This window comes from Knoellia sp. LjRoot47, assembly GCF_964253435.1.
Lineage (GTDB): Bacteria > Actinomycetota > Actinomycetes > Actinomycetales > Dermatophilaceae > Knoellia.
Map to the genome: position 1 here is coordinate 21,123 of NZ_CAXUQS020000003.1, position 14,450 is coordinate 35,572.

Here is a 14,450-nt window from a genome sequence, read left to right on the forward strand (position 1 = left end):
CGCTCAGGGTGGAACGCAAAGCGCCCGTATGCCGTGCTGGGGAGCACGCGGCATCGGGCGCCTTGGGTGTGGAGCGTCAGGTCACTCCGCGGAAACGGTCTCCAGCGGAACGATGTTGACGACCTTGCGGCGGCGCTTGGTGCCGAACTCGACGTTGCCCGCGACGAGCGCGAACAGCGTGTCGTCGCCACCGCGACCGACACCATCACCGGGGTGGAAGTGCGTGCCGCGCTGACGGACGATGATCTCGCCCGCGTTGACGAGCTGACCGCCGAAGCGCTTCACGCCGAGTCGCTGGGAGTTGCTGTCACGACCGTTACGGGTCGAGGACGCACCCTTCTTGTGTGCCATGTCTGCCTACCTTCGTGAGTCTCTGGAACGGACGCTCAGGCGTCGATCGAGGTGATCTTGACCTGGGTCAGCGGCTGGCGGTGGCCCTGGCGCTTGCGGTACCCGGTCTTGTTCTTGTACTTCATGATCGTGATCTTGGGGCCCTTGGCGGCCTTGACGACCTCAGCCTTGACGGACACCTTGGCCAGCTTGTCGGCGTCGGAGGTGACGGTCGAGCCGTCGACGACGAGGAGCGGGATCAGGTCGATGCTGTCGCCGGCCTGGCCGACCTTGTCGATCAGGAGAACGTCTCCGACGGAGACCTTCTCCTGCCGACCGCCTGCGCGAACAATCGCGTACACAGTGGACTCACTTTCGGTTTCGGGATGCGCGCCTTGGATTGACCGGCTGATAGCTACCCCAGAACACAGGACATCGGCTCGGTGGGCGCACCGACTGTCTAGGTTAGCGGTCGCCCTCGGCCTGCTCCAAATCCACAGGAGCGGACCCGGATGCCGGGGTGGTCTGCGGCGACGACGCCTCGGCGTCGGCACCACGAGGCGGACCGGCCGGTGCGACGACCCGGCCACGCTTGCGGCGTGGACGGACGACGGGCTCGGCGATGGACGCGGGCTGGGCGACCGCACGGACGGTCTCCTCCGCGTCGTCGGCGGCACCGACCTCGGCGATGACCGCGGGGGCGCGGTCGACGACGGGTGCCTCGGCCACTGGCGCGTCGCCAGCGTCGGCAACGGGCGTGGCCGGAGCGGCCGGCGCGTCGGCGGTGGTGGTCTGGTCCACCGGCTGGGCGCCCACGTCGGGCTCGACGACCGACTCGGGCTCGACCGTGGTCTCGGGCTCGGCGTCCGAGGTCGAGTCCTGTGACGGCTGGGCCGGCTGCGAGGACTGCGTGGCGGCGTCGAGGTCGGTGACGGTGAGGTCGGCGACGTCGTCGTCCGCGTGCTCGCCCGACATCGACTTGATCGCGGCAGCATGTGCGGCCGCGGCGATCTGCGCCGCGGTCGGGCCGCTCGGCGTGGCGGGTGCGCGGTCGGTGTCGGCCTCGGTGCGGGTCGGTGCCTGGCCGGCGTCGCCGCCCTTGCCGCGTCGGCGGGCACGACCCGAGCCGCTGTTCCGGTCGCCGCCGGACGGCTGCCCGTTGCCGTGGGAGTGACCGTGGTCGCCACCGTGGTTGGACCGGTCGATCGGCTCGGCCTGGACGATGATCCCGCGGCCGGCGCAGTGCTCGCACTGCTCCGAGAAGACCTCGATGAGACCCGAGCCGACCCGCTTGCGGGTCATCTGGACGAGGCCGAGCGAGGTGACCTCGGCGACCTGGTGCTTCGTGCGGTCGCGGCCCAGGCACTCGAGGAGCCGCCGGACGACGAGGTCGCGGTTGGACTCGAGCACCATGTCGATGAAGTCGATGACGATGATGCCGCCGATGTCGCGCAGCCGGAGCTGGCGGACGATCTCCTCCGCGGCCTCGATGTTGTTCTTGGTGACCGTCTCCTCGAGGTTGCCGCCGGAGCCGACGAACTTGCCGGTGTTGACGTCGACGACGGTCATCGCCTCGGTGCGGTCGATGACGAGCGAGCCACCGGAGGGCAGCCAGACCTTGCGGTCCATGGCCTTGGCGATCTGCTCGTCCACCCGGTAGTGGCTGAAGATGTCCTTCTCGCCCGTCCAGTGCGTGAGGCGCTTGGCGAGGTCGGGGGCGACGTCCTCGACGTAGCCGCTGACCTCGGACCAGGCCTGGTCGCCGGAGACGACGAGCTCGCTGAAGTCCTCGGTGAAGACGTCGCGGATGACGCGGACGGTGAGGTCGGCCTCGCCGTGCAGCAGGACCGGGGCCCCGCCGTTGCTCGCCTTCTTGGACGCCGCGGCCTTGGCCTTCTTCTGGATGTTGTCCCAGGCCTTGGTGAGCCGCTCGACGTCGGCGCGCAGCTCCTCCTCGGAGGCACCCTCCGCCGCCGTGCGGACGATGACGCCCGCGGAGTCCGGGACGACCTCCTTGAGGATGGCCTTGAGGCGGGCTCGCTCGGTGTCGGGCAACTTGCGCGAGATGCCCGTCATCGAACCCTCGGGCACGTAGACGAGGTAGCGGCCGGGCAGCGAGATCTGGCTCGTGAGCCGCGCGCCCTTGTGGCCGATCGGGTCCTTGGTCACCTGGACGAGGACGGTGTCGCCCGAACCCATGGCGTTCTCGATGCGCTTGGCCTGGTTCTGCTCGAGCCCGGCGGCGTCCCAGTTCACCTCGCCGGCGTAAAGGACGGCGTTGCGACCCTTGCCGATGTCGACGAAGGCGGCCTCCATGGAAGGCAGGACGTTCTGGACCCGTCCGAGGTAGACGTTGCCGGCCATCGAGGCGTTGGACTCGCGCGAGACGTAGTGCTCGACGAGGACGCCGTCCTCGAGGACGCCGATCTGGGTCTTGTCGCCCTTGCCGCGCACGGCCATGACGCGCTCGACCGACTCGCGACGGGCCAGGAACTCGGCCTCGGTGATGATCGTGCGGCGACGGCCGGCCTCGCGCCCCTCGCGTCGGCGCTGCTTCTTGGCCTCGAGACGGGTCGAGCCCTTGACCGCGGTCGGCTCGTCGCGGTCCTTGCGGGGCTCGCGCACCTTGGTCACGGTGCCGGGCGGGTCGTCGCTGTCTCCGGAAGCGCCGGAGCGGCGGCGACGGCGCCGACGGCGGCTCGAGCCGCCCTCGCCCTGGTCGGTGTCGGCGGAGTCGTCGGACGGGCCGTGGGCTCCGTCGGTGTCCTCGGCGGAGTCGGCCGAGGCCTCGTCCTGCGCGTCGCCCTGGTCGGCCTTGTCGGCGCCCCCACGCCCGCGGCGACCACGGCCACCGCGTCGACGGCGACGGCCGCCGTCCTGGGGCTCATCGGTCGACTCGTCCGTGGTCTCGTCGCGCTCCTCGCGCTCCTCGTCGTCCTGCTCGGCCACGGCCTCGGTCGTCGCCCGACCGCCGCGACGCCGGGAGGAGCCCTTCGACCCGCGGGACCTTCGACCCGAGGTGGGCTCGTCGTCGCCGGACTCCTCCGTGTCGGTCTCCACGGCCGGTTCCGGGGCCTCGTGGCGCTCGGCCGGGGCCTGTGCGGGTGAGGTGGCGCGACGACGACGCGGCGCTGCGCTCACGTCGGGCGCCTGGAAGAGGAGCCCGAAGGAGGGCACGACGGGCGCCGCCTCCGTCTCGGCCGTCTCGGCCGTGTCGGTCTCGGTCGTCTCGACCTCGGCCTCGTCCTCCGGGGTTTCGGTGTCCTCGTCGACGACCTCGGTCACGGGCTCAGGGTCCGGCTCGGGAGCGGCGACGGCCTTCTTGGCGCGGGAGGCCCGCTTGCGCTTCGGCTTCTCCTGGGGGGCCGCCTCCCCAGCCGTCTTGTCGTCTGCCGGCGTCTCGACCGCAGCCGACTCGTCGGTGGTGGCCTCGACCGCCGGGGCCTCGGTCTCGGCGGCCGACTTCTTCGCGGACGTCTTGGCCGCCTTGCGCGCCGGCTTCTTCTTCGGAGCGCTCTCGGCGCTCTCGGGGGCGTCCGCAGCGTCCTCGCCGGACGCGGGGGCCACGGCGGTGTCGTCGGCACCCGCAGACGTGGGGGCGGCGGCCTTCTTGGTCGCACGCCGGCGCTTGGGGGCCGCCTTGGCCGCCGGCGCCGGGGTGTCCTGCAGGCCGGGGAGGTCGACCGGAGCGCCTTCGCCCTCGGTGATGCTCGTGGGTTCGTCGTGGGTTGCCATGGAGGTGGCCCCTTCTGGCTCCACGTAGCCGTCAGCCACACCGTCTGGGCGAGAACCCGGACCTGCCGGCCCCGTGGGGCTCGGAGTAGCGATCGTGTGCGGGTGGTTGCCCGACACGGAAGTCAGTGTGCTTATCCCTGCTCAGTTCGCGCGGCGAGTGAACTCCGCTGCGGCACCGATCAAGGACCGACGGCGCCCTTGTCGGCGGCCAGTGGATCGGCCACCCCGGCAGCTGCGGTCAGCAGCGGGCCCTGAGCCAGTCGTGTCACCAGAGGTGGCACCGGCGGCTCCAGCTCGGAGACTGCGTGCAGTGCGGTCAGGATGTCATCGGGGCGAACGGACGGTGTGGTGTGCCGAACGACCATCTGCAGTATCGCACACGACGCCTCCTCACCCCCGGTGGCGACCATGGACACGACGGCCGATCTCACGTCGAAGGTCTTGGGGCCGGTCTTGAAGGTGCGGGTCACCTCGGCGAGGTCGGTCGCGAGGAAGCGCTCGACGGCATACGAGAGGGTCTCGAGGTCGACTCCACGCATCTCGAGGTGCCAGACACTGGCTTCGAGCCTCTCGGCGAGGCTCCCCGGGCCAGCCTCGACGACCTCGAGCACGTCGAGGTCGGGCGGGAGTGCCTCGTCGAGGGCGATGCGCACGGACTCGGGGTCGACGCGCTCGGTCACCGAGATCTCGAAGTACTCCGCCTCGGAGGCCGTGCCGGTCGGCGCAGCGTTGGCGTAGCTGATCTTGGGGTGCGGGTGGAACCCGGCGGAGAACGCCATCGGCACGCCGGAGCGCCGCAGCGCCCTCTCGAGCGCGCGCGAGAAGTCCCGCGTCGAGGAGAAGCGCAGCCGGCCGCGCTTGGCGTAGCGGATGCGGAGCTTCTGGACCGCGGGCGGCGGAGGAGGACCTTCGGGGGTGCGACGTGCCATGGTGGGGCCAGCCTATTTCAGGCGCAGGACGACGCCGTATGCCGCTCGCTCCCCTTCCGCTCGTCGCTCTCCCACCCGGGGCACCCACGATGAAGGACGCCTGGGGCTGGTTTGGTCCGGCGGCCTCGCGTTCCGTAGAATTCACACCACGAGGGGAGTACTTCCCAAGCTCGTGCCGGTCAGTTCGGTCGCCCAGATGGTGACTTCGGTACGACACCCGCGGTCCGCCGCAGGTGAAGGAGACCTCATGACGTCAACGTCGTGAGGCCTTGTCATGATCTCGCTCGTCCCTGCTGCCTCGACCCCCGTGGTCGGCACCCCCACCCTCTGGTTCCTGACCATCGGCGCGGTCCTCGCCCTCTTCGTCGTGGACTTCCTCGTCACGAGGCGTCCGCACGAGGTGTCGATGCGCGAAGCCGTCGGGTGGTCGGCGTTCTACGTCGCCATCCCCGTCGCCTTCGGTGTCTGGCTGTGGAACGCCCACGGCAGCCAGACCGGTGTGGAGTACTACACCGGCTACCTCGTGGAGAAGTCGCTGTCGGTCGACAACCTCTTCGTCTTCATGCTGCTGCTCACCGCGTTCGCGGTGCCGAAGAAGTACCAGCAGCGCGTCCTCCTCATCGGCGTCGCCGGCGCCCTCGTGCTCCGCGGCATCTTCATCGCTCTCGGCGCCCAGCTCATCTCGTCCTTCTCGTGGGCCTTCCTGCTCTTCGGCGCGATCCTGCTCGTCACCGCGGTCAAGGTGCTGCGTGACGCGCTCTCGCACTCGAACCAGGCCGTCGACATCTCGTCGCTGCGCACGGTCAAGCTCGTGCGCCGGTTCTGGCCGGTCACCGAGGAGTACCGCGGCACGCGGATGTCGGTCAAGGAGAACGGCCGACGCATCCTCACCCCGATGGCGCTCGTCGTCATCGCGATCCTCGGAACCGACATCGTCTTCGCGATCGACTCCGTGCCCGCCGTCTACGGGATCACCGAGGACCCCTACCTCGTCTTCGCGACCAACGCGTTCGCCCTGCTCGGCCTGCGCGCGCTGTACTTCGTCCTCCAGGGGGCGCTGGGTTCGCTCGTCCACCTCGGGCACGGGCTTGCCGCGATCCTCGCGTTCATCGGCGTCAAGCTCGTCCTGCACTGGGCGCACGACGTCTGGGCCTGGGTCCCGACCGTCCCGACGCTCGCTTCGCTCGGCGTCATCGTCGCCATCCTCGCGACCGCCGTGACGACGAGCCTCATCGCCTCGCGTCGTCAGGCGCAGCGCGATCGGTCCGAGCGCGGCGAGGACCGCACGCCGGTGGCGTGACGTCGTCCTGACCGGCTGGGGCGGACCCGTGGACACGGGTCCGCCCCAGCGGTGTCCGTGCGGACTCCTCGATCAGGAGGCGCCGGGTGCGGCCGGCCACACGTCGGTGAAGTACTCCGGCACCGACACGAACCCCGCCGCCGGTCCGCCGGCCCCGGTGATCCGCAAGGCTCGGTCGACCTCGCTGTCGAGGGTCGTGAGGGCGCCCTCGCAGGCGGTCATCGCGGTCCAAGGGTGGTTGCCCGCGTCGTCGGTGTCGTGGAGCAGACCGCAGCTCCAGCTGCCCTGCGCGCTCACCGACGGCGGGTCCCCCTCCTGACGGGGCGGGGGCGCCGGGGTGTAGTGGGTCAGGCTCGACGCGAGCGTCGAGAGCGCGGAGGCGACCTGCGAGAAGAACGTCTCGCCGGCGGTCGAGATCGAGGCGGAGGCGGTCTTCATGTGGAGGGTGCCGTACTCGGCGTACGAGGCGCCGCTTCGCATCTGCGGGACGACCTCCCGGTACGCGCGGCCCGCCGGGCCCTTCCAGCTGTCGACCGCCGGGAGCTTCTTGGTGTCGACGTCGTCGGCGGCGTCCGAGGCGTGGCCGGAGGCCGTCTGCCACTTCGCGGATCGCTTGTCGAGCGCGTCCACCCACGCCGAGTCGTCGACGTACTTCTCGGCCCAGGTGACGATCGCGGCCACCTTGTCGCGGTACTCGCCCCACGAGTGGCCCGAGCCCGGACGGAAGCCGTCGATGTAGTGCACGCCCTGCGGGCCGCACGTGTGCAGGTTGTGGCTGTTGACGTAGGCCATGTACTCGCCGTCGATCGTCGTGCCGTAGGTGCGCAGCGTCCCGAGGGCGGTGTTCATCGAGCTCACCGACGCGCTGACCGTGCTCATCGCGACACCCCGTTGGCCTCGGCGCGGACCCGGCCCGTGGGCAGGCGGTCGTCGGACACCTCGGTGACCTCGCGGCCCTCGACGTCGAGGAAGACGAGGTGCGGTTCGCCGTCGCGGACCTCGACGACCGCGTAGTCGGCCCCCTCGGGGAGCGGCCGGCTCCACTCGGTGCGCGCCGGCTCGGCCGTCGGCTCCGCGGTTGGCTCGACGGCGCCACTGCCCGCGACGACCCGCGCGTCAGTCGTCCCGCCGTCCGCGACGAGCTGGGTGCTCGCCACGGGGCGACCGCCATCGGACTGCCAGTGCACGCCCGGACCACCGCTCTCGGCGTCCTTGTCGACGTAGGTGATCTGCGGCTCGCCGTCGACCATCCGCACGACGATCCGGTCGGCGCGGGCCGGGATCCGCTCGACGTCACGGCCGTCGACCGCCCGACCCTCCCCGGGCTCCATCTCGCGCGGCGTCCAGGACACCTCGCCGGTCTCGGGGTCGACGGTGCGGTCGAACGTGATGTCGGGGTCCCTGGGGTCGGTCGGCATCGGCTGGACGAAGCTGGTGCCGGTGCCCATGAGCTCGGCGTAGTGGTCCTTGCCCTTGCCGCCGTCACCACCGGACTCGCCGCCACCGGCTCCGGTGCCGCCCCCTCCGCCGCCGGCGGTCCGCACCCGCGAGCCGGCGTTCTTGTCGTCGTCCTGGGTGCGGGTGGTGTTGCTCGTGACGTTGGTCGCGGTCGCCTTGAGGCGCGACTCCCCCACCTCGAGCACGTTCTGCACGGCGAGGTCGGCGGCGGAGTACGCCGTGCCGACGACGGACTGGAACCCGCCGAAGCTCACCCCCAGGGCCGGCACCGCACGGTGGGCCCGGCCCAACGCCTCCGAGGCGGCTCCCCACTGCGTCGCGTCCGCGTCCATGTCGGCCGGGACCACCTGGAACTTCACGTCACCCATGGCGTCGCCTCTCTGACTCCTGTGGCCGACGTCCCCCGTCGAACCCTCCGGGCCGACGCTAGGGCACCGCACGCGCTGCGACCATGGGGAGCACTCCCCCGATGCATCCGGACAACGACGCGACGTATGCCGTGGCACCGGTCAGGTGCCACGGCATACGTCGCGGTGGTCGTGCGGGTGGGGTCAGCGCAGGATGACGTCCGCCCAGACGAGACGGTGGTCGCTCGTCGGGAAGGGGAAGACGCCGGTGAGGCGCGACAGCGGGTCGGCCTGCACCGGCCAGAACACGCCGGCGTCGCGGACGCCGAAGTGCTTCGAGAACAGGGTGTAGTCGACGCGGAGGTTGCCGGGCGCGCTGTCGGAGAAGTCGGCGGTGTCGTACTTCGGGTCGCCGCGGTGGGTGAGATTGGCGCCGCCCTGGAGCCGAGCGGCCTCGACCGCACCGGCCGAGGTGGCCTGCGGGTCGACGATCCGCTTGCTGTCGAGGAGCTGGTTGATGGCGTTGTCGTAGGAGTCGCCGTCGAGCGGGTCGGCGTTGTAGTCGCCGAGGATGACGAAGCGCTCGCTCGGGTTGAGGCCGCCGCGACCGGCACGGTCGTCGTAGATGTAGCGGCCCTGCCCCGGCGTGACGTAGTCGGCCCAGAACCGGATCTCGTCGTGGTTGCGGCGGCCGTTGCGGTCCTCGGGACCATCGAAGCTCGGCGGGGTCGGGTGCGCGGCGAGGACGTGGACGGTGCGCTTGCCGACGGTCACCGGGACGTCCCAGTGCGACTTGCTCGAGAGGCGGAAGATGTCCTGCTCGGCCGGTGAGTACCAGTCGGTGGGCAGGACGTTGCCGGGCATGTCCTTCCAGAGGAAGTGCTGGAAGGTGCGGACCTCGTCGGTGCGGATCGGGTACTTGGAGAGCACGACCATGCCGTACTGGCCGGGGAAGAGCCCGAAGCCGTAGGCGTCGTCGCCCCCGCCGATCGTGCCGTCGTTGTTGAGGTCGAAGCCGCTCGGAACACCGGTGTTGACGGGCGCGGTGAAGGCGTAGGGGTAGTCGACCGGGGAGGCGCCGTTGTGGCCGACCTCGAGGTAGTTGTCGCGGAACAGGTCCACGGCGCGGCCACCGTCGACGTAGTCGAACTCGTTGAGCAGGACGATGTCGGGGTTCGCACGCTGGATGACCTCGGCGACGGCCTTGGCCTGGGCGTTGTCGGGCGTCGACAGGTCGGAGACGAGCTGCCCGGCCGCGTTGCGGTTGAGCGAGAGGTTGTAGGTCGCGACGCGCAGCGACTGCGTGGAGTCGGGCTGCGCGGATGCGCTGGTCGCGGCGGCCAACGGTCCGACGGCGAGTAGGGCTGCGGCCCCGACCAGGGCGGCTCGAGTGAGGTTCATCGGGGGTTCCTCCATCAGGTCAGCGGTGGGACCAACCTAGTCAGGACCCGGGACGGGCGCCCGTCCGTGCGGCGAACGGTCCGTGAACCCGTATGCCGTCCGGCACCGCGGTCGGTGGCCTCCGGTGAGCATCGTGCGCGGCAAAGCAGCGCGACACGCGGCTCCGGCGTGGTCGCGTGCCCGTCGGCGACGTCCTTTGCCGCGCAGGGTGACCGGTCAGTCGAGGCAGAACTCGTTGTCCTCGGGGTCGGTCATGACGATGAAGCCGGCCTCCATCGGGGGCTCGGGCTCGACGCGACGCAGCCGCCGGGCGCCGAGTGCCACGAGCCGCTCGCACTCGGCCTCGAGCGCGGCCATCCGCTCGTCACCGTCGAGCCCGGGCGCGGCCCGGACGTCGAGGTGGACGCGGTTCTTGGCGACCTTGTCTTCGGGCACCTGCTGGAAGAACACGCGCGGCCCGTCTCCGTCGGGGTCCTCGATGGCCGAGCGCGAGTTGTGCTGGTCCGCAGGGACGCCGATGCGGGTGAGGAACTCGACCCACGCCTCGAGTGGGTCTGTGCCGTCGGCGAGCTCGACGCCCGGCGGACCGGGGATGGTGTAGCCGAGGGCCAGTGCCCAGAACCTCGACTGGGCGGCGGGGTCGTGCGCGTCGAACGTCACCTGGATCGTGCGGCTCATGTCACCCAGCGTGGCACCGCGCCCCGACATCCGCACTAGCGTGACTGGTCGGGGGCGCGGCGGTCAGGCGTGGGTGTGGGCCTGCTCGGCCATCGCGGCCTTGCCGGCACCGAGGACGGTGAGCGGCAGCAGGACCTTGCCGGTGGGGCCGATCTCGATCTCGGTGTTCATCTGCGGGCACACGCCACAGTCGAAGCACGGCGTCCAGCGGCAGTCGTCGACCTCGGTCTCGTCGAGGGCGTCGAGCCAGTCCTGCCAGAGCCATTCCTTGTCGAGGCCCGAGTCCACCACGTCCCACGGGAGGAACTCGGACTCCTCGCGCTCGCGCGTGGTGTACCAGTCGACGTCGATGGGCCACTCGCTGCGCGAGAACGCCTTGTCGGCCGCCTCCATCCAGAGGTCGTAGGAGAAGTGCTCGCTCCAGCCGTCGAAGCGACCACCGTCGCGCCAGACCTGCTCGATGACGGCGCCGACGCGACGGTCACCGCGCGAGAGCAGTCCCTCGACGATGCCGGGCTTGCCGTCGTGGTAGCGGAAGCCGATGGACGAGCCGAGACGGCGGTCGGAGCGGATCGCGTCGCGCAGCTTCTCGAGGCGCGCGTCGGTCTCGTCGGAGGAGAGCTGCCCGACCCACTGGAACGGGGTGTGCGGCTTGGGCACGAACCCGCCGATCGACACCGTGCACCGGATGTCCTTGCGCCCGCTCACCTGGCGCCCGGTCTCGATGACCCGCTTGGCCAGCTCGGCGATCTGGAGGACGTCCTCGTCGGTCTCGGTGGGCAGGCCGCACATGAAGTAGAGCTTGACGTTGCGCCAGCCCGCGCCGTAGGCGGCCGACACGGTCTTGATGAGGTCGTCCTCGGTCACCATCTTGTTGATGACCTTGCGGATCCGCTCGCTGCCACCCTCGGGCGCGAACGTCAGGCCGGAGCGGCGCCCATTGCGGGTGAGCTCGTTGGCGAGGTCGATGTTGAAGGCGTCGACGCGGGTCGACGGCAGCGAGAGGCCGGTGTTGGTGCCCTCGTAGCGGTCGGCGAGGCCCTTGGTGATGTCCGCGATCTCGGAGTGGTCGGCGCTGCTCAGCGAGAGGAGCCCGACCTCCTCGAACCCGGTCGCTGCGAGGCCCTTCTCGACCATCTCGCCGATGCCCGTGATCGAGCGCTCGCGCACCGGGCGGGTGATCATGCCGGCCTGGCAGAAGCGGCAGCCACGCGTGCAGCCGCGGAAGATCTCGACCGACATGCGCTCGTGCACCGACTCGGCGAGCGGGACGAGCGGCTGCTTCGGGTAGGGCCAGGCGTCGAGGTCCATCACCGTGTGCTTGGAGACGCGCCACGGCACGCCGTGCTCGGTCGGCGCGATCCGCTGGATGCGCCCGTCGGGCAGGTAGGAGACGTCGTAGAACGCGGGCACGTAGACGCCGCCGGTGCGCGCGAGGCGCAGGAGCAGCTCGCGGCGGCCTCCCGGCATACCCTCGCTCTTCCAGGCACGGACGAGGTCGGTGACCATGAGGACCGCCTCCTCGCCGTCGCCGATGATCGCGGCGTCGACGAAGTCGGCGATCGTCTCGGGGTTGAAGGCGGCGTGACCACCGGCGATGACGATGGTGTCGCCGTCGACGCGGTCGCGTGCGTGCAGCGGGATGCCGGCGAGGTCGAGGGCCGTGAGGAGGTTGGTGTAGCCGAGCTCGGTCGAGAACGACACCCCGAGGACGTCGAAGTCGCCCACGGCACGGTGGGCGTCCACGGTGAACTGCGGGACCCCCGACTCCCGCATGAGCGCCTCCATGTCGGGCCACACGGCATACGTGCGCTCCGCGAGCGCGTCCGGGCACTCGTTGAGGACCTCGTAGAGGATCATCGAGCCCTGGTTGGGGACACCGACCTCGTACGCATCGGGGTACATGAGCGCCCAGCGCACCGTGTGCTCGCCGCCGACGTTCCAGTCCTTGACGGTGGAGTTGAGCTCGCCACCGACGTACTGGATCGGCTTGCTCACCTGCTCGAGCAGGGGCTCGAGGTCAGGGAACAGTGAGGCGCCGGCGGTACGGGTGTGCATCCGTCAAGGGTACGTTCGCGGCACCGCGAGCCCCAAAGTCGTGCGACACACTTCCACCGTGGGGAGGCATGTATGGGGCATGAGCATGGATGACACGGGTCCACCCGACGAGCTTCGGGTCCGGTTCGAGACGGTCTACGACGCGACGTATGCCGGTGTGCTGCGGTTCGCGCAGCGGCGCGTGCATCCGTCCCAGGCCGAGGACGTCGTGGCCGACGTCTTCACCGTCGCGTGGCGGCGCATCGTCGACGTCCCGCAGGACGCCGACGAGGCGCGGGCGTGGCTCTTCGGCGTGGCCCGGCGGATCCTCATGGCCGCGCACCGGGCAGAGGGGCGTCGTCAGGCGCTCAACGTCCGGATCGCCGACGAGCAAGTGACCGGCCGGCTCGGCTCCGGCGTCGACTCCGACCTCGTGCTCCACCACGTCGACCTCGTTCGGGCATGGCGCCGACTGAGCCCCGTCCACCAGGAGAGCCTTGCGCTCGTCATCTGGGACGACCTCACATCTCCCCAAGCCGCGGAGGTGCTGGGCATCTCGGCCGTGGCGTTCCGGCTTCGCCTGTCGCGAGCCCGAGGCGCCCTGCGCCGCCACCTCGAGGCGGGCGCCCACCCAACCGTCACCTCGCCGACCGGCCTCCAGCAGAGGAGCACGACATGAAGATCTTCGCCTTCACCGACGACCACCTTGACGCCGCCGTCGCCCGGCTCGACCCCTCGTCACCCACTCTCACCGCCACCGAGCAGCACCACGCAGACGACCTCCTGGCACGCATCCTCAACTCGGCGCCGGACGCCAACGTCCTCGGCCGGCCACCGGCCCCGCTTCGGCCGTCGCCTGCTCGCCGTCGCCGCACCCCCTGGGTCCTCGCCGGTGGTGCCGTCGCCGTGACGACGGCCGGGCTCGTCATCGCCCCCCAGCTCCGCGACGAGGCCGCCCGCCCGACGGCGTGGTCGGCCACCCCGACCGCCCTGTCGCACGACGACGCCCGCGAGCTCGGCGAGGCCTGCCTCGACACGACCCAGAAACTGCTGAGCCGGCCGCACAGCACGGCCGAGGGGTCGTTCGCCCCGGAGCAGCGGCGGGCGATGCGCGTCGTTGTCGCCGAGCGGCGTGGACCCTACGACGCCGTCGTCCTCGGCAACGCGGCGGGGTTCAACCTCACCTGCCTCACCTTCGCGACGGACGGATGGGTGCCGACCGTGAGCGGCAGCGGGTTCCCGCTGGTCTCCCCGGCGCGTGACAGCGCCTCGGTCGGTTTCGACGCCACGTCGAAGGAGGGCCTCGTCGACGGACGCTTCCGGCGAGAGACCGCGAACATCGCCTACGGCCGGGTGGGTGCCGACGTCACCGGGGTGGAGCTCGACACCTCGGCCGGCCGCGTCACCGCGAGCGTGTCCCATGGCTGGTTCGCCGCGTCGTGGCCGAGCGCGGACCCCCTGGACGTCGACCCGATGACGACGGTGCGGATGACGCTCACGCTCGCGGACGGACGCACGACTGAGCCCACGGCATACGACGCGTTGCCGCAGCGGGACCTCCCGGCCGAGCTGCAGTCGAGCCCTTCGCCGCGCTGACCCGGGCGCACACTGGTGGGGTGGATGCCGCGCAGCGGGTGGCGGAGGCGATGGCAGCGTGGCCGCGGTCGGGCTTCCTGCCCCGGCGCGAGCGCCGGCACGCCGGTCGTGACGGGCCGGTGCCGATCGGCCACGGCCAGACCAACAGCCAGCCGCGCACCGTCGCGGCGATGCTCGAGCTGCTCGACGTCCGGCCCGGAGACCGCGTGCTCGATGTCGGCGCGGGCTCGGCGTGGACGACGGCGCTGCTCGCGCACCTCACCGGCCCGGACGGGGTGGTCGTGGGTGTCGAGCGGATCCCGGAGATCGCTGCCGTCGGCGCCGCCAGCCTCGAACGGACCGGTATGCCGTGGGCCCACGTGGCGCTCGCGACACCCGGCGTCCTGGGGTCGCCGTCGCACGGACCGTTCGACCGGGTCCTCGTCTCGGCGGACGCGCAGACGCTCTCCCGCGAGCTCGTCGACCAGCTCCGGCCCGGCGGGGTCATGGTGATCCCCGTGCGTGGGTGGATGCACCGCGTGGTGCGCGACCCGGGGTTCGACCGCGACGGCGTGGCCACCGGCGACGCGCAGGTGGAGATGCACGGCGCCTACCGGTTCGTCCCCCTCATCGAGGACTGACGAAACTGATTGCCCCTGG

General features: G+C 71.1%; 13 protein-coding genes. 4 read left to right on the forward strand and 9 right to left on the reverse strand.

The window, feature by feature from the left end; genetic code table 11:
• Nucleotides 1-81: 81 nt before the first annotated feature.
• From rpmA to ACSQ11_RS16660, 4 genes are all read right to left on the reverse strand, one after another.
• Nucleotides 82-351: a 50S ribosomal protein L27 gene (rpmA, locus tag ACSQ11_RS16645; RefSeq protein WP_436007569.1), complete on the reverse strand. Its 270-nt coding sequence runs from the start codon at nucleotides 349-351 to the stop codon at nucleotides 82-84.
• Nucleotides 352-386: 35 nt separating this feature from the next.
• Nucleotides 387-692: a 50S ribosomal protein L21 gene (gene rplU, locus ACSQ11_RS16650; protein ID WP_436007571.1), complete on the reverse strand. Its 306-nt coding sequence runs from the start codon at nucleotides 690-692 to the stop codon at nucleotides 387-389.
• Nucleotides 693-795: 103 nt separating this feature from the next.
• Nucleotides 796-4,065, reverse strand: a complete 3,270-nt coding sequence (locus ACSQ11_RS16655; RefSeq protein WP_436007573.1) for an Rne/Rng family ribonuclease — start codon at nucleotides 4,063-4,065, stop codon at nucleotides 796-798.
• Between the two features lie 179 nt (nucleotides 4,066-4,244).
• Nucleotides 4,245-4,994 carry a TIGR03936 family radical SAM-associated protein gene (locus ACSQ11_RS16660; RefSeq protein WP_436007575.1) on the reverse strand — a complete coding sequence of 250 codons (750 nt, stop codon included), beginning with the start codon at nucleotides 4,992-4,994 and terminating at the stop codon, nucleotides 4,245-4,247.
• Nucleotides 4,995-5,268: 274 nt separating this feature from the next.
• On the opposite strand from ACSQ11_RS16660, the gene ACSQ11_RS16665 reads away from it, so the two are divergent.
• Nucleotides 5,269-6,294: a TerC family protein gene (locus ACSQ11_RS16665; protein ID WP_436007577.1), complete on the forward strand. Its 1,026-nt coding sequence runs from the start codon at nucleotides 5,269-5,271 to the stop codon at nucleotides 6,292-6,294.
• A 72-nt stretch (nucleotides 6,295-6,366) separates the two neighbouring features.
• Here ACSQ11_RS16665 and ACSQ11_RS16670 read toward each other — a convergent pair whose 3' ends face one another.
• The 5 genes from ACSQ11_RS16670 to ACSQ11_RS16690 all read right to left on the reverse strand — a co-directional run bounded on the left by ACSQ11_RS16670 (nucleotide 6,367) and on the right by ACSQ11_RS16690 (nucleotide 12,236).
• Entirely contained in the window at nucleotides 6,367-7,173 is an 807-nt protein-coding gene (locus ACSQ11_RS16670; RefSeq protein WP_436007579.1) for a hypothetical protein, read from the reverse strand.
• On the reverse strand, nucleotides 7,170-8,120 hold the full coding sequence (locus ACSQ11_RS16675; protein WP_436007581.1) for a hypothetical protein: 951 nt from the start codon (nucleotides 8,118-8,120) through the stop codon (nucleotides 7,170-7,172). Before ACSQ11_RS16675 ends, ACSQ11_RS16670 begins: the two co-directional genes overlap by 4 nt.
• 183 nt (nucleotides 8,121-8,303) lie before the next feature.
• Nucleotides 8,304-9,500 (reverse strand): endonuclease/exonuclease/phosphatase family protein, encoded by a 1,197-nt coding sequence (locus ACSQ11_RS16680; protein ID WP_436007583.1) that lies wholly within the window; start codon nucleotides 9,498-9,500, stop codon nucleotides 8,304-8,306.
• A gap of 216 nt (nucleotides 9,501-9,716) precedes the next feature.
• The gene (locus ACSQ11_RS16685) at nucleotides 9,717-10,178 is read right to left on the reverse strand and encodes a VOC family protein (protein WP_436007585.1); all 462 of its coding nucleotides are present in this window, start codon (nucleotides 10,176-10,178) and stop codon (nucleotides 9,717-9,719) included.
• Between the two features lie 63 nt (nucleotides 10,179-10,241).
• The gene (locus ACSQ11_RS16690; RefSeq protein ID WP_436007587.1) at nucleotides 10,242-12,236 is read right to left on the reverse strand and encodes a TIGR03960 family B12-binding radical SAM protein; all 1,995 of its coding nucleotides are present in this window, start codon (nucleotides 12,234-12,236) and stop codon (nucleotides 10,242-10,244) included.
• Between the two features lie 79 nt (nucleotides 12,237-12,315).
• On the opposite strand from ACSQ11_RS16690, the gene ACSQ11_RS16695 reads away from it, so the two are divergent.
• From ACSQ11_RS16695 to ACSQ11_RS16705, 3 genes are read left to right on the forward strand one after another with little or no spacing between them, the layout of a single operon-like run.
• Nucleotides 12,316-12,894, forward strand: coding sequence for an RNA polymerase sigma factor (locus ACSQ11_RS16695; RefSeq protein ID WP_436007589.1), 579 nt, complete (start codon nucleotides 12,316-12,318; stop codon nucleotides 12,892-12,894).
• Nucleotides 12,891-13,811 (forward strand): hypothetical protein, encoded by a 921-nt coding sequence (locus ACSQ11_RS16700; RefSeq protein ID WP_436007591.1) that lies wholly within the window; start codon nucleotides 12,891-12,893, stop codon nucleotides 13,809-13,811. Before ACSQ11_RS16695 ends, ACSQ11_RS16700 begins: the two co-directional genes overlap by 4 nt.
• A gap of 20 nt (nucleotides 13,812-13,831) precedes the next feature.
• Nucleotides 13,832-14,431 (forward strand): protein-L-isoaspartate O-methyltransferase family protein, encoded by a 600-nt coding sequence (locus ACSQ11_RS16705; protein WP_436007593.1) that lies wholly within the window; start codon nucleotides 13,832-13,834, stop codon nucleotides 14,429-14,431.
• Nucleotides 14,432-14,450: the final 19 nt, after the last annotated feature.